This window comes from Campylobacter sputorum subsp. sputorum (assembly GCF_008245005.1).
In the GTDB taxonomy this organism is placed as follows: Bacteria; Campylobacterota; Campylobacteria; order Campylobacterales; family Campylobacteraceae; genus Campylobacter_F; species Campylobacter_F sputorum.
The window spans coordinates 1,420,413-1,440,747 of the sequence record NZ_CP043427.1 but is presented as its reverse complement, the minus strand read 5'-3'; the positions used below and the strand labels follow the sequence as shown (position 1 = coordinate 1,440,747).

20 protein-coding genes are annotated in these 20,335 nt (G+C 29.3%); 13 read left to right on the top strand and 7 right to left on the bottom strand.

Annotated features, from left to right (window positions below; genetic code table 11):
* From frr to CSPT_RS07325, 4 genes are all read right to left on the bottom strand, one after another.
* Positions 1–558 carry a ribosome recycling factor gene (gene frr, locus CSPT_RS07340; RefSeq protein WP_089182994.1) on the bottom strand — a complete coding sequence of 186 codons (558 nt, stop codon included), beginning with the start codon at positions 556–558 and terminating at the stop codon, positions 1–3.
* Positions 548–1,504, bottom strand: coding sequence for a polysaccharide deacetylase family protein (locus CSPT_RS07335; protein WP_089182993.1), 957 nt, complete (start codon positions 1,502–1,504; stop codon positions 548–550). Before CSPT_RS07335 ends, frr begins: the two co-directional genes overlap by 11 nt.
* Positions 1,505–1,508: 4 nt before the next feature.
* On the bottom strand, positions 1,509–1,877 hold the full coding sequence (gene secG / locus CSPT_RS07330) for a preprotein translocase subunit SecG (protein ID WP_089182992.1): 369 nt from the start codon (positions 1,875–1,877) through the stop codon (positions 1,509–1,511).
* 121 nt (positions 1,878–1,998) lie between these two features.
* On the bottom strand, positions 1,999–2,688 hold the full coding sequence (locus CSPT_RS07325; RefSeq protein ID WP_089182991.1) for a Bax inhibitor-1/YccA family protein: 690 nt from the start codon (positions 2,686–2,688) through the stop codon (positions 1,999–2,001).
* 159 nt (positions 2,689–2,847) lie between these two features.
* On the opposite strand from CSPT_RS07325, the gene CSPT_RS07320 reads away from it, so the two are divergent.
* The 4 genes from CSPT_RS07320 (at position 2,848) to CSPT_RS07310 (ending at position 6,329) form a co-directional block, all read left to right on the top strand.
* A complete protein-coding gene (locus CSPT_RS07320; RefSeq protein ID WP_089182990.1) occupies positions 2,848–3,513 on the top strand; it encodes a carbonic anhydrase in 666 nt (221 codons plus the stop codon).
* Complete coding sequence (locus CSPT_RS07315; RefSeq protein WP_170228717.1) at positions 3,503–5,497, top strand: mechanosensitive ion channel family protein; 1,995 nt, start codon at positions 3,503–3,505, stop codon at positions 5,495–5,497. Before CSPT_RS07320 ends, CSPT_RS07315 begins: the two co-directional genes overlap by 11 nt.
* A gap of 24 nt (positions 5,498–5,521) precedes the next feature.
* Positions 5,522–5,674 (top strand): hypothetical protein, encoded by a 153-nt coding sequence (locus tag CSPT_RS09095; RefSeq protein WP_161492196.1) that lies wholly within the window; start codon positions 5,522–5,524, stop codon positions 5,672–5,674.
* Between the two features lie 88 nt (positions 5,675–5,762).
* A complete protein-coding gene (locus CSPT_RS07310; RefSeq protein WP_089182988.1) occupies positions 5,763–6,329 on the top strand; it encodes a bacteriohemerythrin in 567 nt (188 codons plus the stop codon).
* Here the strand turns inward: CSPT_RS07310 and CSPT_RS07305 are convergent.
* The gene (locus CSPT_RS07305; protein WP_089182987.1) at positions 6,326–6,964 is read right to left on the bottom strand and encodes a helix-turn-helix transcriptional regulator; all 639 of its coding nucleotides are present in this window, start codon (positions 6,962–6,964) and stop codon (positions 6,326–6,328) included. The two genes, CSPT_RS07310 and CSPT_RS07305, sit on opposite strands and share 4 nt — an antisense overlap.
* Positions 6,965–7,167: 203 nt before the next feature.
* Between CSPT_RS07305 and CSPT_RS07300 the strand changes: the two genes are divergently transcribed.
* The 3 genes from CSPT_RS07300 (at position 7,168) to flgE (ending at position 12,270) form a co-directional block, all read left to right on the top strand.
* Positions 7,168–8,493 carry an aromatic amino acid transport family protein gene (locus CSPT_RS07300; RefSeq protein ID WP_089182986.1) on the top strand — a complete coding sequence of 442 codons (1,326 nt, stop codon included), beginning with the start codon at positions 7,168–7,170 and terminating at the stop codon, positions 8,491–8,493.
* A gap of 9 nt (positions 8,494–8,502) precedes the next feature.
* Positions 8,503–9,867: an L-serine ammonia-lyase gene (locus tag CSPT_RS07295; protein ID WP_089182985.1), complete on the top strand. Its 1,365-nt coding sequence runs from the start codon at positions 8,503–8,505 to the stop codon at positions 9,865–9,867.
* Positions 9,868–9,993: 126 nt separating this feature from the next.
* A complete protein-coding gene (flgE, locus tag CSPT_RS07290; RefSeq protein WP_089182984.1) occupies positions 9,994–12,270 on the top strand; it encodes a flagellar hook protein FlgE in 2,277 nt (758 codons plus the stop codon).
* Between the two features lie 90 nt (positions 12,271–12,360).
* Here flgE and CSPT_RS07285 read toward each other — a convergent pair whose 3' ends face one another.
* Together CSPT_RS07285 and leuC are read right to left on the bottom strand one after the other, a co-directional pair.
* Positions 12,361–12,927, bottom strand: a complete 567-nt coding sequence (locus tag CSPT_RS07285; RefSeq protein WP_089182983.1) for a molybdenum cofactor guanylyltransferase — start codon at positions 12,925–12,927, stop codon at positions 12,361–12,363.
* A gap of 2 nt (positions 12,928–12,929) precedes the next feature.
* Complete coding sequence (leuC, locus tag CSPT_RS07280) at positions 12,930–14,195, bottom strand: 3-isopropylmalate dehydratase large subunit (RefSeq protein ID WP_089182982.1); 1,266 nt, start codon at positions 14,193–14,195, stop codon at positions 12,930–12,932.
* Positions 14,196–14,222: 27 nt separating this feature from the next.
* Between leuC and CSPT_RS07275 the strand changes: the two genes are divergently transcribed.
* The 6 genes from CSPT_RS07275 (at position 14,223) to CSPT_RS07250 (ending at position 19,890) form a co-directional block, all read left to right on the top strand.
* Positions 14,223–15,578: an NFACT RNA binding domain-containing protein gene (locus tag CSPT_RS07275; protein WP_369692102.1), complete on the top strand. Its 1,356-nt coding sequence runs from the start codon at positions 14,223–14,225 to the stop codon at positions 15,576–15,578.
* A gap of 18 nt (positions 15,579–15,596) precedes the next feature.
* Positions 15,597–15,938, top strand: a complete 342-nt coding sequence (locus tag CSPT_RS07270; protein ID WP_089182980.1) for a hypothetical protein — start codon at positions 15,597–15,599, stop codon at positions 15,936–15,938.
* Positions 15,939–15,973: 35 nt separating this feature from the next.
* Positions 15,974–16,729, top strand: coding sequence for a phosphatidate cytidylyltransferase (locus CSPT_RS07265; protein WP_089182979.1), 756 nt, complete (start codon positions 15,974–15,976; stop codon positions 16,727–16,729).
* The gene (gene dxr, locus CSPT_RS07260) at positions 16,726–17,811 is read left to right on the top strand and encodes a 1-deoxy-D-xylulose-5-phosphate reductoisomerase (RefSeq protein ID WP_089182978.1); all 1,086 of its coding nucleotides are present in this window, start codon (positions 16,726–16,728) and stop codon (positions 17,809–17,811) included. Before CSPT_RS07265 ends, dxr begins: the two co-directional genes overlap by 4 nt.
* 569 nt (positions 17,812–18,380) lie before the next feature.
* Complete coding sequence (locus CSPT_RS07255) at positions 18,381–19,331, top strand: aminodeoxychorismate synthase component I (protein WP_235610058.1); 951 nt, start codon at positions 18,381–18,383, stop codon at positions 19,329–19,331.
* Entirely contained in the window at positions 19,297–19,890 is a 594-nt protein-coding gene (locus CSPT_RS07250; protein WP_089182977.1) for an aminotransferase class IV, read from the top strand. Before CSPT_RS07255 ends, CSPT_RS07250 begins: the two co-directional genes overlap by 35 nt.
* Positions 19,891–20,335: the final 445 nt, after the last annotated feature.

Here is a 20,335-nt window from a genome sequence, read left to right as displayed (position 1 = left end):
TTATACCTTTAAAAGTTCGCTTTCTTTATCTTTTACCAGAGAATCAATCTTATTTGAATAGTTATCTGTTATCTTTTGGACTTCATCATATGCTTTTTTAATTCCATCTTCTGGAACTGATTTTTCTTTTTCTAGTTTTTTTATATCATCATTTGCGTCTTTTCTTATATTTCTAATACTAATTTTTGCTTTTTCACCCATGGCTTTTGCCTGTTTTGCGTTTTTTTCACGCTCTTCTTTTGTCATAGGAGGGAAAAATAATTTCACGCATTCTCCGTCATTATTTGGATTTACGCCTATATTTGCAGCCTGTATTGCAGCTGTTATAGTTTTTAACATAGGTTTTTCCCATGGAGTTATTGTTATTGTTGTCGCATCTGTTGCTAAAACTGTAGCTACTTGATTTAATGGCGTTGGATTGCCGTAGTAATCAACAAAAATTCCATCAACTATACTTATGTTGACTTTACCTGTTCTTAGTGTGTGAAAATCTTTTTTTAAAGCTTCTATGGCTTTATCGCTAAGATTTTTTTGATTTTCATAAATTTCATTTAACATATTTATCCTTTATGATGAAGTTTGTATTTTCTTTTTTGCCTGCTTTTAATATTATTTTAAATTTATCTTTTTTTATAGGTTTATTTAATGTGAAATTTAACGTCCCGTCTATTATATCAACATTTTTCCAACCATACCCACTTATAAAAAGTTTTGCTTTTTTTATATTTTTATCACTTAAATTAGCTTTTATATCGTCTATAAAACCATTTTTTGGAAAATTTAGCGGCTTTGTCCAATTTACATCTAAATATTCTATGGCTAACATTACATCTTGTTTTGTTTCATCATTAAAAGATGATCTATCTAATATAATATTTTTTGTTTGAGAAAAAACCGCTCCATAATTTTGAGTTAATATACATTCAAACCCATTTTCTTTTGCTATTTGATTAACCCTATTACTATAGTATCCATATGGATATGATATACATTTTGGTCTGTATCCTAGATTTTTTTCAAAAAAATTAATTGCTTTGGTAAAATCTTTTTTTATCTCGTCATTACTCATATTTACCAAATTTGCATGAGAATATCCATGTAGTTGTATATTTCCAAATTTAGATATCTCTTTTATCATATCTTTTGTCAAAAAGTCGCCATAATTGCTTTCTATAGCTTTTATATAGATAAATAAAGTAAATGGATAGTTGTATTTTTTAAAAATTTCAAGACCGTTGTTATAAAAACTTTTATAACCATCATCTATTGTAAGGACAACCCAGTTATTAGGGACTGGCTGACCGCTATTTATAGTAAGAAGCAGTTTTTCAAGCGGTACTACTTCGTAATTATGTTTTTTTAAGTATTCAAAGTTTTGTATAAGTTTTTTTGTGCTTATATTTGTACTTTGATATCTATAATCATCAAATCTATGGTAATTAAAAATATGTGCATCGCCATAAATAAAATTTACAAAAAACAGCAATACACATATATAACGCATAGTTTTACTTAGTTTGATTTGTATCTTTTGGTGTTGCTGGTACTGAATTTACAGGTACTTCTGGTATCAAGCTAGAGTTATTTTCGATATTTTTTTGTGGGGTAACAATATTTTTGCTATCAACTCTATCTAAAACTGATTTATTTGAAGTTTTATTATACATATAGCCTAAAGCAAGTGTGTTTATGATAAAAAGAACGCCAAGAAAAAAAGTAAATTTAGCCAAAAATCCAGCCGGACCTTTTGCACCAAAAAGACTTTCATTGCTTCCGCTATATGCACCAAGTCCTATAGAAGAGCTTTTTTGTAGTAATACTGTTATGGTTAGAATTATAACTATTACAAATTGAAAAATAAGCAGTATAGTTTCCACTAAATAATCCTTAAATATATAAAATTAAGGGATAGATTATATAATATTTTTAATAAAATTATGGTTAAACTTTTTTGTGATTAAAATAAGTTGGAGTATAAATTCCAACTTATTTAATTTTTTAGTCATTGTTATTAAATATACCTAAAATTTGAAGAAGTGCAACAAAAAGATTTATGATATCAAGATATAATGCAACTGCCCCAAGTATAGGAGAATCATAGTTCCCTCTTATAATGTTTTGTGTATCATAAAGTATATAAGCACTAAATAATATAGCACAAACAGAAGCTATGACTATTTGAAGCATAGGGCTTTGCATGAAAATATTTATAATCATAGCAACAAACACTACAATAAGGGTTATAAATAACATTTTGCCCATTGAACTAAAATCTTTTTTTGTATTAAATGCAAATATGCTAAGACCACCAAAAGCAACTGTTGTAAGCAAGAAAGCTTGAGTTATAACTGAGCCCATTCCAGCAGCAAGGTAAAAATTTAATGTCGGTGCTAGTGTAAAGCCAGAAACAAATGTAAATGCAAAAAGCAAAATTACTGCCAAAGTTGGATTTTTCTTAGCAAACATTAAACCTACTAAAAGACCTATTTCTAAAATAAGCATCCATAAAGAAGGTCCAACACCCATACTCATACCAACATATGCACCAGCTGTGGCTGCAAGCAGAGACGCAGCTAAAAATTGATATGTTTTTTTGATAAATTCACTTCTGCTACTTTGCAGACTTTGACTTTGCGAGTAGCTATTGCTAGCTTCATTCTCGATATAGTTTCTATCATATAAACTCATCTAAATCTCCTTTTTTATTTTTGCCCAAATTTAACCAAATTTATATAAATAAAACATAAATTGTATGTTTTAGAAACAAAAAAATTATAATATTTATCAAATTTATATTTTGCTATAATCTCTAATTTTAAATTTATACAATTATGATTAAGGAAATTTATGAACGAGCAAATTTTTATAAATAATTCACTTTTTGATGGTGTTAATGAATTTATGGAAAATGGATATTTAGAACATAAAGATCTTTTTGTAAGTTTAAGCTCAATGCAAACACCGCACACGCTTTTTATAGGTTGCTCTGATTCTAGAGTTGTGCCAAGTTTGATAACAAGTTCTAAACCAGGCGAACTTTTTGTTGTTAGAAATATTGCAAATATAGTTCCTCCTTATAGATTAAGTGATGAATTTTTGGCTACAACTTCAGCTATAGAATATGCGATAAATGTTTTTGATTTAAAAAATATTGTTATATGTGGGCATAGTAATTGCGGTGGCTGTGAAGCACTTTACTATGATAAGAGTAAATTTGAAAATATTCCAAATGTTAGAAAATGGCTTGAGATATTATCTCCTATAAAACACGCTGTATCGGAAGTTTATGGAGATAATGTCTCAAAAAGAAGCTGGGTAACAGAGAGATTAAATATAATTAACTCAATTGATAATATACTCACATTTCCTACCCTTAAAGAGAAATTTGAATCTGGCAAAATAAATATACATGGTTGGCACTATATCATAGAGACAGGAGAAATTTTCGAGTATGATTTTAATTCTAAACAATTTAAATTTATAGGTGAAAATGATAAATCAAATGATAAATAAACTTTTTGTTGTATTTTTTCTGTTTTTTATATCGCTTCATGGGGCTAGTTCAAACGAGCTTCAACAAAGTATAGATGAAACACTTTTAAGTGTGGATGAAAATGATACTAAAAAGGCTGTAGAAAAGATAGCAAGCAAGTTGGTAAATTTAAGCAAAGCTAAAAAAGATGGTAATCAAACACTTGAAATAGCAGAACTTGTAGCTCAAAAAATAGTTGATGAAAATATATCAGATATCAAAACAGATAGCAAAAAATCGTTGAGTTTTTTGGTTAATGATATTAAAAATTTAAATTATCAAATCAAAATTTTACAAGATAGAAATGCAAGCATTGATGATTTAAATAGTTTAAAAAAAGATAAAATAAAATTATTTGAAAAAATTCCATCTGCCATAACAAATCAAAAGATATCTTATGAACAACTTTTAAATTATATTGATATTAGAAAACAGATTGCTTATAAGCTAGAGAAATATCCTAAAAAATCAAAAGAATATATGGTAGCTAGGATGGATTATTATAATATAGAAATAGGAGAAATTTTTTATACAGCTTTGTTAAAAATAGAAAAAATGTATATAAATAGAAGTAGTAAAAAAGATATATCTAATGTGATTCAAAAAGCCATATTATCTTTACAAACTAAAGATTATATAGAAATAAAAGAAGTATATGAAAAACTAGATAAAGATGTATTGCTTGATATAGGAAGTAATTTTCAAGCACTTAGAATAAATCAAGAAACTTATATGGAAATATTTGATTATTTGCTTGAAAATATCTCAATTTTAGAAAGCAGTTTTGTTTTTAATTTTTTAAATTTAAAAAACACGCTTAATTACATAAACTCAAAAATAAATTTAGCGCCTTATGGCATAAATTCAGGAAAAACAATCTTTATAGTTGTCATAACGTTACTATTTTACTCTTTAAGAAGAGTGTTAGCAAAGATACTATTGTTTATTTTTGAAAAAGTATTTTTAAAACAAAAAAGCGGTTCAGAGGCACTTAGAATACAAGCTGTAAATACCATAAAAAAGCCTATGGGAATTTTGCTTATCGCATATGCGATAGATATTTGTATAGATATGGTTTATTATCCTTCTCCTGTTCCTGCTATTTTTTATAAGATATTTTCTATAACTTATATAATATTTTATGCATGGTTGATAACTGGTATACTAGACGGTTATGGGATGATACTTTTTAGCAAAATAGCTAAAAAAAGTAATAGAAAAGAGGTTATAAATTTAATTATAAAAATAGCTTATATAATGATATTTATTATAGCTATTCTTCTTATGTTAAACAGCATTGGTTTTGATGTTTCTACCATCATAGCCTCACTTGGAATTGGCGGTTTAGCCATAGCTCTTGCAACAAAAGACATAATAGCTAACTTTTTCGCATCTATAATGGTAATTTTTGATAACTCTTTTTCGCAAGGTGATTCTGTGGTAATTGGTGGCAATATAGAAGGGACTATTGTTGAAACAGGGCTTAGAAAAACAGCAATTAGAACATCTGATAACTCTCTTTTATATGTTCCAAACTCAAAAATAATAGATAGCACAATAAGAAATTGGAATAGAAGAACTGTTGGCAGACTTGTTACAATGACACTAAATATTAGTTATGAAACAACACTTTTTGATGTTGAAAAATGTATAAAAGATATAGAAAATTTGATAGTAAATCATCCACAAACATCAACTAATATAAATGATGTGGTAAATGATGAATATGATTTTTTAAAATATCGTAAAAATATGATTTCAGTAGATGATTTGGCTGGATATAAAAGTGGATATTATGTTTGGTTGGATGATTTGAATGATAGCGGAATTGTTGTAAAGATTGAATTTTTTACAATACCTATAAATAAAAATGATTATATTAAAGTAAAACAAGATATAATATTAAAAATTTTAAATATAATTGAGACAAATGGTTTAAAACTTACTACAAAATATGTAAGTTAAAATTTAAAACATAAGGACGTAATAATGTATAATGAAAATAGCGAATATAATGAAGATGAGTTTGTAGATAACGAAGATTTTGATTTTGATTACGATGAAAATAGTGGTAATGGTTCGTTTTTATATGATGAGGGTGATTATAGCTATGACGATGAGGATGAAGAAGAGGATTATTGATACAATAATTTGATTATTTAAAATATATTTATATTGTAATTAAATTATAGTTTTGATATAATATATTATTTAATTTTAAAGAGGCAAAATGTTACCTACTTGGGAAGATTCTTATAGTATAAATAACGAAAGTATAGATGCTCAGCATAAAAAACTTTTTGAACTTGCCGCTGTTGCTTATAACCTAGAAAATAAATATGTTTCAAAACAGCAAATAAAAGATGTTTTGAATGGTTTTTTTGAGTATATGAAAATTCATTTTTCAGATGAAGAAGAATATATGCTTTCCATAGGATATCCTAAATTAGATGAGCATAAAAAAATTCATAGCTATATAATTCAAAGTATGGTTCGCCTTATTAGCAAAATTCATAATACAAATGATATGAAAGAGCAGCTTAGTGTAATTGCTAAAAAATGGCTACTAGAACATATTTTGCAAGAGGATATGAAAATAGAATCTTGGAGACGAAAAGCTACTTTTGCCACTTCGCAAGAATCAAAAACTACAAAACAAGATGATAAATTTTGCTATGTTTGTTCTTGTAAAAGTCGTTTTGTTACAGCCGAGATTCATGAAAAAATCAAATGCGGAGCTAAATTTGTTTGTAAAAAATGTGGCGAAGTCATAGTTTATATGCCAAATAAAAATTAACTATTTTTTTGTATATTTTGTAAATATCTATAAATACTAGATTCTGATATTTCCATATATTTAGCAACTTTTGGTATGGAGTTTTTTACATTAAAAATACCTTTTTCGTATAGCTTTATTATACATGCTATACGCTGTTTAGGTTTTAGTTTATGTGTGTCTTGAGGGCTTATATTTAATATATTTTCTATTATTTCTTCTAAACTTTCATTTAATTGTTCAACGGCTTCTTCTATTATCACCTTTGATTCTTTTGGATCTAAATTCCCAAGTTTTAAAATTTCATTAGAAAGTGTTTCAAATTTACTCGTATCATGATTTATACACAACATTCCAACTAAATTTTCACCATTTTTTATAAATAAAGTTGATCCGGTTATATTCTGGTTTAATTTGCTTTTTGCTTTATAATTTGTTATATAATCAGTCTCTAGGTATTTTTTTGACTGCATTAACTCAAGTGCAAATCCGGTAATCGGTGAGTTTGTACTTCTTCCACTTATATGAGAATTGGATATAGCTGCGATGTTTGCTCCTGGTTTGTTGATATCATGGAGTATAACTTCATAATTGCTTCCTAGCGCTTCTGCAAGGAATTTAACGATTGATCTCTTAATTCTTCTGTCATTTTGCAACCTTTTTTTGATAAAATTATATCAAACTTTATTACAAAAAGACACATTTTTGTAAAATTTAATAAATATTTATTATATTTAATAAAAAGTAAAGGTTTAAAAAGACATAATTTAAGTCTGAAAAGCTATAGTTCTGTAAATTAGCGTATATACCGCTATTTGATTTACTATAAGTGTTTAATTTATACATAAAGGTTTAAAATATGCAAAGTAATCTTACTTGGAATAAGTTCGATAAGCGTTGGATGTTCTCTTTGTTTGGAACTGCTGTTGGCGCAGGTATTTTATACTTGCCAATTAAAGCTGGAACAGGTGGTTTTTGGCCAGTTGTAGTGATGTGTTTTATCATTTTTCCAATGGTATATTTAAGTCATAGAGCGCTTAGTCGTTTTGTTTGTCAAGCAGAAGGAAGTGATCATGATATTACTTACGCAGCTGAGGAGTATTTTGGTAGAAAGATAAGCGTATTTATATCTGTGCTTTACTTTTTTGCTATTTTTCCAATTTGTTTAGCGTATTGTGTAGGTATCACAAATACATTTGAAAGTTTTATTTTTAATCAACTTTTACCACTTTTGGATTCAAACTCAGCTATGCATACTTTCATAAGCTCAATGTATGCAACAAGTACAAATGAATTTGGAAGAGTTATAGGAAATCTTACTCCATTTTATAGAGCTATTTTTGCTTTTGTTTTAGTTAGCACATTTATGTTAATTATGCTTTTTAGCGAAGAGTTTATAACTAGAGTTTGTGAGCTTTTAGTTTATCCTTTGTGTGCTATTTTGTTAGTTTTTTCTTTGTATTTAATACCTCAGTGGAATTTTGAGAGTTTTAGTGCCATACCTGATGCTAGTAAGTTTTTTATGGTTGTTTGGTTAACACTTCCTGTTTTGGTATTTTCATTTAATCACTCTCCTGCGATTTCAACTTTTTCACTAAGTGTAAAAAGAGAGTATCCAGATAATCCAGTTGAAAAAGCAAATCAAATTTTACTAAGAACTTCTATAATGCTTTTAACTTTTGTTATGTTTTTTGTAATGAGCTGTTCTTTATCTTTAACGCCAGCTGAATTTGCTGATGCAAGAGCGCAAAATATCCCAATTCTATCATATTTTGCAAATAAACTTGATAATCCGTTGATATCTTATGGTGGTCCGGCAGTTGCATTTTTAGCTATCGCGAGTTCGTTTTTTGGGCACTATTTTGGTGCAAGAGAAGGGTGCTATGGAATAGTAAGAAAATGTGCAAAATTAAGCGGAAATGAAAATCCAAATATGAAAAAAATAGCTGTTATTTCTACTGCTGTAATGTATATAATAATGCTTTTTACAGCTTATGAAAATCCAAGCGTTTTAGGTTTCATAGAAAATTTAGGAGGACCAATTATCGCAGCTATTTTATTTATAATGCCGATGATTGCTATCTATACAGTTTCAAAACTTAAAAAGTTCCAAAACAAAGCTTTAGATGCTTTTGTTTTTATAACTGGACTTTTAACTATAATAACAGTTATTTTTACATTTTAAGGATAAAATTTGAGCAATTTAAATATTTTTAAGATAGGAGTTGGTCCATCGTCTTCTCATACTCTTGGACCACTTATTGCTGGAAATTTATTTTGCAAACTTATAGAAGATAAGCTAGATTTAATCGATAAAATCAAAATAGATTTATATGGCTCTTTGTCGCTAACTGGCAAAGGGCATTTAACTGATAAAGCTCTTTTATGGGGACTTAGTGGTTTAGAGCCAAAAACTATAAATTCATCTGCGCAAGAAGATATTAATAACAGAGCTTTGAACGATGGAGTTTTGAAACTATGTGATAAAAAACAGATATCCTTTGATTACAATAAAGATATTGTTTTTCACAAAGATTTTTTACCGCTTCATGAAAATGGTCTAGTAATTAGTGCTTATAGTAATGGTAGTTTAGTAGAAGAAAAAACATATTATTCTATCGGTGGCGGTTTTGTTATGAGTAAAGTTGAGCTTGAGATATATCTAAAAGATGGCAAAAAAGAAGAAAAATTGCCAGATGGTTTTATGAGTATAAATAATGCCAAAGATGCTTTAGAAATATGCAGTAAAAATGGATGGAATTTGGCAAAACTATCTTTAGAGTATGAGCTTCAATTCCACTCGCTTCAAGAGATAAAAGAGTATTGTTTGGAAATTTGGGATGTAATGCAAGAAGCATTTGCAGCTGGTATAAATCCAAAAAGTCTAGATTTACCAGGAAATTTAAAGCTTCATAGAAGAGCAAAAGGGCTTTACGAAAGACTTTATGCAAGCGATGATCCAATGGCTATACTTGATTATGTATCTTTATATGCTATAGCTATAGCCGAAGAAAACGCAAGTGGAGCCAAGGTAGTAACCGCTCCTACAAATGGTGCTTGTGCTGTGGTTCCAGCCGTAATGCTATATCTTAAGAATCACACCAAAATTTTTAGTGAAGAAAAAGCTATAGAGTTTTTACTAACTGCCATGCTAATAGGCTCATTTTATAAAAAAAATGCTTCTATAAGTGGTGCTGAGGCTGGTTGTCAAGCTGAGATAGGAAGTGCAAGTTCAATGGCTGCTGCTGCTATGGCAACTGTTAGTGGCGGAAGTGCTATCGTAGCTTGTAGTGCTGCTGAAATAGCAATGGAACACCATTTAGGTCTTACTTGTGATCCTGTTGATGGACTTGTGCAAATTCCTTGTATAGAAAGAAATGCTTTTGGTGCTATAAAAGCGATTTCTGCTGCTAAAATGTCACTAACAAGAAAAAGCACACCTAGAGTTGGACTTGATGATGTTATAAAGACTATGTATGAAACTGGTAAAGATATGAACTCAAAATACCGCGAAACATCTCTTGGCGGTCTTGCTATAAATGTTAAAAGTGTTTGCTAGACACTTTTTTAGATAAAAGAAGCATTTTGCTTCTTTTATCTTTTTAAGCTTCAATCTAATAAAAAATAATTTTGGAACATATTTTGCTTTTATACTTTTAATAAAATTATATAAAAGGATAAAACTATGATGAGATCACTTTGGTCCGGAGTATCTGGACTTGGAGCACACCAAATAGCAATGGATGTTGAAGGACACAACATAGCAAATGTTAGTACGACAGGATATAAATACTCAAGAGCAAATTTTGAAGATATGATGAGTCAAACATCTAAGATTGCAACAGGTCCTCAAGGCGATCTTGGAGGTACAAATAGTATGCAAGTTGGGCTTGGAACAAGTGTTACAAGTGTTACAAAAATTTTTAAACAAGGCTCAGTTCAAACTACAGAAAAATTAACAGATGTTGCTATACAAGGCGATGGATTTTTTATAGTTAGTGGCGATGGCGGCTATACTCAAAAATATACTAGAAATGGCGACTTTCTTTTTGATAAATATGGAAATTTTGTTAATAATGCTGGTTATATTGTGCAAGGTTGGATGAGAGATGAAGAAACAGGCAAAATAGATTCAACAAGTCAAGTGAAAAATATAATTGTAAAACCCGATCTTACAATGCCAGCAAAGGCAACAACTAAGCTTGATATAGCAGCTACTCTAAATACTGGAGATAATATAGGTGATGAAAAAATTCCTATTTATGAGTTAGATTCATTTCGTGGATATACAGATAGAAATGGTGATGGAAAGGCTGAAGGCAAAGCTGAATTACATGATGAAAATATAGACGATGCTTTTAAAAATACCAAAAATAGCGATTATAAATTAGTAGAAAAAGCAGTAGATATGGGCATACTTCACAATCAAAAAGGACAAGCTTATAATCTAAGAGAGGGTCAAGGTATATGGGTTAGTTATGCCACAGCTAAAACGCAACCAATTGATATAGATGCTATTGATCCCGTAAATGGTTCTGGTTTTGATGTAACTATAAATGAAACACAAATAAAAGGAACAGTAAATAGTATAGCAGATCTTGCAAGGCTTATAAATGGGCATTCTCAAGAAACTGGGGTTAAAGCTGTGGTGATAAATGGTTCTCAAATACAACTAGCAAACCAAAATGATTTAGGAACTACAGATAAAACAAAAAATATCAAAATTACAGATGTTAACGAAGGTCTTGGTATAGAGGAAAACAAGATTATAACAGCTTATCAATATAAATACACAACTGCACAAATTGGCACATATAAAGATCCAAAAGCAGATCCAAAATTGCCATCAAGCACTATAGCTGCTGGAAAAGATGCTTATGATGATAAAGCGGAAAGATTTTTTCATTCTACGGACGACTTAAGACACGCTATGCAAGAAGATGCTAGAGTAAATGTTGATTATAATGGAGAAGATGGAAAAACCGATGATGATAAAAATATGGGAGTAGAAGTATCTGTAAACAAAGAAGGTCAGTTTGAAATAAAAAATAAATTTACAGATAATCCTGATAAGTCGGGTAAAGCAATGAATTTATATATAACAGGTTTAACAGATCCTGCAAATAATATAGGAGAAAATATAAGATTTACAGAAGTTATGTCTCCAATGAGGGGAGCATTAAATGCAAACGATTATCCAAAGACTACTCAAGCCAGTTATATATCGGCTCATAGCACCACAACTCCTATTTATGATTCTCTTGGCGGAACAAAAGATATAAAATTTGACTTTATTAAGGAAGGTTATGCTGATAATGGCGGAACTAGATGGAAAATTATTATTCAAGTACCAGAACCAGCAAAAATAAACTTTTCTAGCAATACAACGCTTCCATCAAATTTGGTTGTAGGCGAAGTTACATTTAATCCAGATGGAACACTTGCAACATATTATCCTACTAGCATTCAATATAGTTCAAATAACGGTTCTATTGGAGGACAACCGATTTTATTAGATCTTGGAACAGCCGGTGATTCAGATGGTCTTGTGGCTCATGATGCAAAATCACATACCAAATTTTTTACTCAAGATGGTTATAAGGGCGGAGATTTAGATGGTATAAAGATAGATGAATCTGGAACTATCATAGGTAGCTTTACAAATGGTCGCAGTCTTGGTCTTGCTAAGATTGCTATGGCTAAATTTATAAATAATGAGGGTCTAACAAGCGAGGGCGGAACTCTATTTTCCGTTTCTCCAAACTCAGGGGAAGCTATCATAGGTGAGGCTATAACTGCAGGTAGAGGAAAAATTCAATCAAGTGCGTTAGAGATGAGTAATGTTGATTTAAGTAGGGCTTTGACAAATCTTATTGTTATACAAAGAGGTTTCCAAGCAAGTTCTAAAACCATCACTACAAGTGATCAAATGTTAAATACCTTACTTCAATTAAAACAATAATCTAATATCATAAATATAAAAGGGATTGCCAAAAGGCTATCCCTTTTTGTTATTTTATAAAATCTTTTAGTGTGTATTCTCTCAAAATATTTAAATTTGTAACAGAAATTCTTTAGCTTTTTGGTAATCTTGCGGTGTGTTGATGTTAAAAAACTCATTATTATTTTTAAAATATAATGTTTTTGCATTGCATTTTTGTCTTAAAAAGCCTATTTTGTGTATATTGTTTTCATATAATTCTTTTGCAATACTAGCAACTTTTGAATGAAAAAATCCACATAAAGAGTGCGTAAATTCATCATCTCTTGGGTTTATTATGTCTGAATTTTGCAAATTTTCATAAAGCAAATTTATAGTTTGTATGCTTATAAAGGGCATATCTGCTGGAACTATGAAAATATACTCATCTTTAAAATTTGAAAGTATTTGCCATAGTGCTCCCATTGGAGAAAAGTTTTCAAATTTATCTTCTATGGTTTTAAATTTATCTGAAAATTTATGGTTTTTTGAGCTGATATAAATGTTTTGAAAAATTTTATCAAATTTGCTTACTTCAAAATCAACTAAAGTTTCAAATTCCCCAAAAGGAAGCTTTGTTTTATCGCTTCCCATTCTTGAGCTTTTTCCACCTGCTAATATAACGCAATGTTTAAACATTTTTACAAATCTCTTGGATCTGCTATTTTCCCTGCTATTGCAGAAGCTGCGGCAACTGCTGAGTTTGCAAGGTAAATTTCGCTAGTTCTATCGCCCATTCTACCTATGAAATTTCTGTTTGTTGTAGCAACGCAGCGTTCATTTTTAGCTAAAATACCCATATACCCACCAAGACATGCTCCACATGTTGGATTGCTTACTAATGCTCCAGCGTTTATAAAAATTTCTATTAGCCCTTCTTTTTCTGCTTCTCTTGCGATTTGTTGTGTTGCTGGAGTTATGATAAGTCTTGTTTTTTGTGCGACTTTTTTTCCTTTTAAGATTTGTGCGGCTATCCTTAAATCGCTTAAGCGACCATTTGTACAGCTTCCAATGAAAACTTGATCTACACTTAGATTATCTTTTTTTGCAACGCTTATGCTTTTGCCATTGCTTGGCAAATGCGGATATGCTACTATTGGTTCAAGTTTGCTTACATCTATGTTTAAAATTTTTTCGTATACGGCGTCTTTATCCGAGTAGAAAAATTTTGGCTCTCTTGCTAAATTTTTATCTTTTAAAAATTCTTTTGTTATATTATCAGCTGCGATAATTCCATTTTTTGCTCCAGCTTCTATAGCCATATTGCAAAGCGAAAATCTATCATCCATACTTAGCTCTTTTATACTATCGCCACAAAACTCTAATGTTTTATAAAGTGCCCCATCAACGCCAATTTGTCTTATAACTTCAAGTATGAGATCTTTTCCATAAACGAATTTTGGTAACTTTGCGCTAAAAATAACTTTTATACTAGATGGAATTCTAAACCAATTTTTACCACTAATCATTGCAAATGCAATGTCGGTTGAGCCCATGCCTGTTGAAAATGCACCAAGTGCACCGTGCGTACAGGTGTGTGAATCGGCTCCTATTATAACATCTCCTGGCACAACTAAACCTTTTTGTGGCAAAAGAGCGTGTTCAATACCCATATCTTTTTCATCAAAAAAGTTTTTAAGATTGTGTTTGTAAGCAAAGTCTCTATTTATTTTTGCTTGATTTGCTGAGGCTATATCTTTTGGCGGTATGAAGTGGTCTAATACTATGCTAAAACCATCTGGGTTTGCAAGTTTTTTTGCACCGCTTTTTTCAAAAGCTTTTATTGAAATTGGCGTTGTTATATCGTTTCCTATAACCATATCTATGGGGCATTCTATGATTTGTCCCGCATAAACTTCATAACCTACATGATCTGAAAATATTTTTTCTGTGATTGTTTGTGGCATAGCATTTCCTTGTAAATTTTAATAAGATTGTATCAAAAAACGGCTAAATTTGCTATAATGAATGTTATGAAGTATTCAAATTTAACACAGATTGCAAGTTTTCTTACTAAATTTAAAAAAATAACAAAGATAAAAAGAATTCAAGATAATATTATATTTATCAGATTTGATAATAATTTTGAACTCATTTTTGATTTAAGTAAAGATATTTCTAGTATATATCAAAATCCAAATTTAATCTTTCAAAAAGAATACAAAGCTCCTTTTGATACTATTTTGAAAAAGCGTTTTACCGGGGCTGATATAGTAGATATTTTTGTGCCAAAAAATAATAGAATTTTAGTTTTTAAAACAATTTATAGCGGTTCATATAAAGCATTAAAAAGCTATCTTGTTATGGAATTTACAGGTCGCTTTACAAATGTCATAATAACTGATGAAAATGATATTATTTTAGAAGCATTAAGGCACCATGAAAATGATTTTAGATCAATAAAAGTTGGTAAAAAATTGCTACCACTTGAACCATTTTTGATAAAAGAAAAATCATGTGAAAAGATAGAGAATTTCGATGATTTTTTTAAAAACGAGTTTTCCAAAATAGTTGATAATAAATTTAGTCAAATTAAGCAGATAAAAATTTCTCAGATTAGTAAAAAGATAGAAAATTTACTTGGTAGTTTAAATGAGCTGGAAAATAAAGATGATTTGTTGGCTCAAAGTGAAATTTATAGCAAAAACGCTACACTTCTTTTGGCAAATTTAAGTATGTTAAATGATTATGATAGAAATATAAATTTAATAGATTTTAATGGCAAGGTTGTATCCTTAAATTTAGAAGAAAGTCCAAAAAATAGTGCAAATTCATTTTGGAACAGATCAAAAAAGCTAAAGCAAAAAGCCCAGGGCATTGATATAGAAAGAAAAAATTTAAATGAAAAAATAGCTTTTTATGAAAATTTGCTTTCGCTTATAAACTCAGCAAAATCAGTAGTAGAGCTTGAGATAATTTATCCAAAAGCAAAAAATGTAAAAAAAGTTGATACAATGTCTTTAGATGTGCAAAATTTCTATATCGATGAGTTTAAAATAAGTGTTGGTAAAAATCAAAAAGGCAATGCGAATTTACTAAAAAATGCATCAAAAAATGATTTTTGGTTTCATTTAAAAGATATTCCAAGTGCCCATGTTATAGTAAAAACAAACAAAAAAATAATGAGCGATGAAGTTATATATTTTGCTGGTCAGATATGTGTAAATTTTAGCACTAAAAATCCAGGAAATTATCAAGTTGATTATACAAAAAGAGAAAATGTAAAAATCATCAAAGATTCTCATGTAAATTATATCAATTATAAGACGATATACATAAATAAGGAGTAGTTTTATAAAGGAGTTAAAATGCCTGTATCAGCGATAGGAAGCACAATATATGTAAATCAAAATATGGGAGTTGCAGCTTCAACTCAAAACGATTTTCAAGCAAGACTTGATGCACAAAATTTAGCTATGCTTGAAGCAACAAATAAAGATAAAAAAGAAGTTGAAGAAGTTAGACCCGCTGAAGAGATATATAAAATAGATCCAGAGCGTGAGCATGAAAAAAAACACGCTGATGCACAAGAAGAAGCTCAAGAAGAGGCACAAAAAACTCAAAATAAGGATGAAAATAAAGAAGAAAACGACCTAGAAGAAGAGTTAGATGATTCTATAGAAGGACAAATTTTAGATATAAAAATATAAGTAAATTTTAGCTATAATTTACAAAAAGGAGAGTTATGAATAGTAAAATTTACACAGGAATCATTCTTTTTGCTTTACTGATTTTAGTATGCGTTTTAGATATTTTTATTATAAATTTTTTATTGTTTGGTGTAGTTATTTACTTTGCTTTTTTAGAATCTTTAAAACTTTTTGATATTAAAAACAGAAATTTAGTCTATTTGGCATTAGCTTTTTATCTTTTTGTCTTTATTTTTAGCTCAAATGATGAAGTAAATTTTATATCTCCAAAACTAATTGGTTGTTATATGCTAGTTTTAGCTTCGTTTGTGGCTTATTTTAAGGTGGAAAATTTAAAAATACTATATCCATTTTTATATCCACTTGCACCATTTCTTATAATGTTTGATATATATATTTCCTTTGGTATAAATTATATATTTTATATGCTATTTACAGCTATTGTATGCGATAGTGGTGCGTATTTTGTAGGTAAAAAATTTGGTAAAACATCTTTTTCTAAGAGCTCTCCAAATAAAACCTTAGAAGGCGTTATGGGCGGAGTTGTTCTTGCTAGTATTGGTGGAGCTTTGATTTCATATAATTTGTTTGATTTTGTGTTTATTAAAGCCATTTTGGTTAGTTTTTTAATAGCCATTTTTGGAGTATTTGGCGATCTTTTTGAAAGTTATATAAAGCGGATTGCTGGTGTAAAAGATAGTGGGGATATTTTCCCAGGTCATGGTGGAATGTTAGATAGGATTGATGCGTATTTGTTTGCTAGTGTTGCAATGTATTTGGTTTTAGTATGATTATACTTGGTTCAACTGGAAGCATAGGCACAAATGCTTTAAATTTAGCAAGAAAACATAATATAAAAATTTCAGCCTTAAGTTGTGCTAAAAATTATAAAATTCTAAATAAGCAAATAGATGAATTTAAGCCCAAATTTGTCTGCATAGAAGATAAAAATTTAAAATCTTTCGTTAATCATGATAAAGTTTTTTGTGGCAAAGATGGCTTACTGGATATGATAAATGAATGTGATGATGATATAGCTATAAATTCTATAGTTGGTTTTGCAGGACTTATGCCAAGTTATACTTTGCAAAAAAGTGGTAAAAAACTAGCACTAGCAAATAAAGAAAGCTTAGTAGCCGGCGGTAAATTTTTAGATGCATTAGCTATAAATCCTATAGATAGCGAACATTTTGGACTTAAATTTTTGCTTAGTTGTCCACATAAGATAAAAGAACTTGTCATAACTGCAAGCGGAGGTGCGTTTTATAAAACTCCATTAAAAGCTTTAAAAAATGTTACGCCAAGTGACGCACTAAAACATCCAAACTGGGATATGGGTGCTAAGATAACTATAGATAGTGCAACTATGGCAAATAAACTTTTTGAAGTTATGGAAGCTTTTTGGCTTTTTGGCATAAAAAATATAAATGCCATAATAGAGCCAAATTCTATTATCCACGCCCTAGTTAATTTTAAAGATGGCTCAACTACAGCTCATATATCAAAAACAGATATGATTTTAGCCATAGCTCATGCTATTTTTGAAGATAAAGTTCCGCAAGTTTTAGAAAATGTTGATTTGCTAAAACTAAAAAGCATTAAATTTAAAAAAATAAATTTTAAAAAATATCCAATATTTTCGCTAAAAGATGAGGTTTTAAAAAATCCAGATTTAGGTGTTATTATAAATGGGGCAAATGAAATCGGTGTTTATGCATTTTTGGATAAAAAATGTTCTTTTTTGGATATTTCAAAGGTTATTTTTAATTCGCTTGATAAATTTACAAATATTAAAACAAACAATATAGAAGATGTGGTTTTTTTAGACAGTGAAGTTAGAAAATTTGCGAAAGAAAACTTACAAAAAAGATGATATTGTAATTTTCGCTAGGTTTTGCAAAAAAGTCTTGCTTTGATCGTTTATTGGTATTATGGTATCGCAATGCTTGATAGGGATAAGTAATTTATTTTTAAATTTTCTTATTAGTTAGTGTTTTTAAATCATCGCTTTTAAATATCGTTTTAGCAAATTCTAAATTTTGTTGATTATTTTCTAAGATATTTTTAATTAATTTTTTTAATATTCTATTTTAAAATTTCAAGACTGAGTGTCTATGAAAGTAGGTCAAAGTTTGGTTAAATTAAATCTTTATTTTTATCCACACTTACGCATTAGTGTAAAATCCATCATTTCTAGTTTAAAATTTCTATTTTAAATATCTAAATTATCTTACAAGTAATACGCTCATCTTTGATACTAAATTTCTTGTAAAAGTATTATTTTTATTTTCAACGATATTTATGCATTTAATTATTAAAATTCACACATATTTAAATTAATTATCTTAAAGTTGTATAATTGGCGTGAGTAAGTTTAAATTTAAAATGAAAATTTTTATAAATAGTTAAAAACTAGCTTTATAATATTTTAAAAGGAGAATTTTGACACAAGAAAATATTGCTAAAATGAATAATTTTAGTCAAAATAAAACACCATTTATCGCACTTTTGAGCTACGATGAGCCTGAAAATGATATAGTTTGCAAACTTAGTGAGGCTAAAAATTTTGGCGTGAAATTTAAATTTAACGCCAAAAAAAAGCGAACAATTTCATATAAAATGAAAAAATTCTCGTTGAAATTTAAAGCTTACAAAACTGCCTTTAACAAGGTGCAAAAATATATGCGTTTAGGGCATTGCTATCTTGCTAATTTGTGCTTTGCAACGCCATTTCACACAAATTTAAGCCCTAAAACAATCTATAAACACTCGACCGCTCCGCTTAAAATTATGTTAAAAAACCGCTTTATTTGCTTTACTCCAGAGCTTTTTGTCAAAATCAAAAATCGCAAAATTTCAACCTATCCGATGAAAGGCACAATTGACGCCAAAATCCCAATGGCACGCGAAATTTTGCTAAATGACAAAAAAGAGTTGTCTGAGCAAGCAATGATAACTGATCTTATGCGAAATGACTTAAATATGGTCTCTAGTGCAGTGCAAGTGGAAAAATTTCGCTATTTTAGCAAGATTAAAACAAAACGAGGCGAAATTTTACAAACAAGCACTAAAATTTCAGGGCGTCTAAGTGAGCATTTTTCACAAAATTTTGGTGATTTGTTTGAGAAAATTTTACCAGCTGGCTCTATTACTGGTGCCCCAAAAATGCGAGTTTGCGAGATTTTACGCGAAGTTGAGTGTGAAAAAAGAGGTTTTTATACTGGTGTTTTTGTGCATTTTGATGGACGAGTTTTGCGAAGTTTTGTTTTGATTAGATTTGTTGAAATTTCGCCAAGTGGTTTGAAATTTTTTAGTGGCGGTGGAATTACACTTGAAAGCACCGCAAGAAAGGAGTTTGATGAGCTTATCAAAAAAGCCTATTTTACTTTTTGAGACAATAAAAGTGCAAAATTTTGAGGCTAAAAATTTGGAATTTCACATAAAAAGAGCTCAAAACTCAGTTCGCGAAAACTTGAAATTTGACTTTAATGAAGTGATAAAAGTGCCTAATAATGGACTTTTTAGAACAAAAATTATCTATGATGAGCTTGGGAATTTTATAAGTAGTGAAAATTTTAGCTACAAAGCTAGAAATTTTAGTAGTTTCAAGGTTTTAAAAAGCAAAATTTCTTACGAGAGAAAATTTTTAGATCGAAGCGAGATTAATGAACTTTTCTTGCAAAAAGGCGATTGTAGTGATATTATTGTGGATAAAAATGGTGTTTTAACGGACACTTCAATAGCAAATATCGCAATTTTTTTGCATGGCATTTGGATAACACCAAAATCGCCACTTTTAAAAGGCACAACTCGCGAGAGACTTTTGCAAATCGGCTTTTTAAAGGAACTAGATTTCGGCATAAGCGAGCTTTTAAAGGCTGATAAATTCGCAATCTTAAATGCAATGTTAGGATTTTTTGAAATCAAAAATGCAAAATTTGAAATTAACTAAATTTTAAAATCCCCTCATTGCGAGAAAATTTTCTAGGCAAATTTTAGTGATAATCCATATCTTTAACAAAAATTTATTTATAAACTTTACAAAATTTTATATGGATTGTTTTGATTTTACTTTGCAAATCTCGCAATGACACAGTATTTACTGCAAACACAAATTAAATTTTAAAAAATTCTCTAAATTTTTGTCATACTTTGTAAAAATAGCTTTTTTGATAAAACTAAATGCCACAAGCTGGAAATTTTGCGAGAGATTGTCGAAATTAACCATCTAGTCTTTGCTAAAATTTCAAAATCATACTAAATTTATAGATAAAAAATTAGGCATTAAATTTTATAAAATAGCAAAAGATAGGCTTAAATTTAAAAAGCTATTTTTAATAACAATATCTAAAAACGCAAAATAGTATATTTTAAATTTACATGCCAAAATCTTTTGC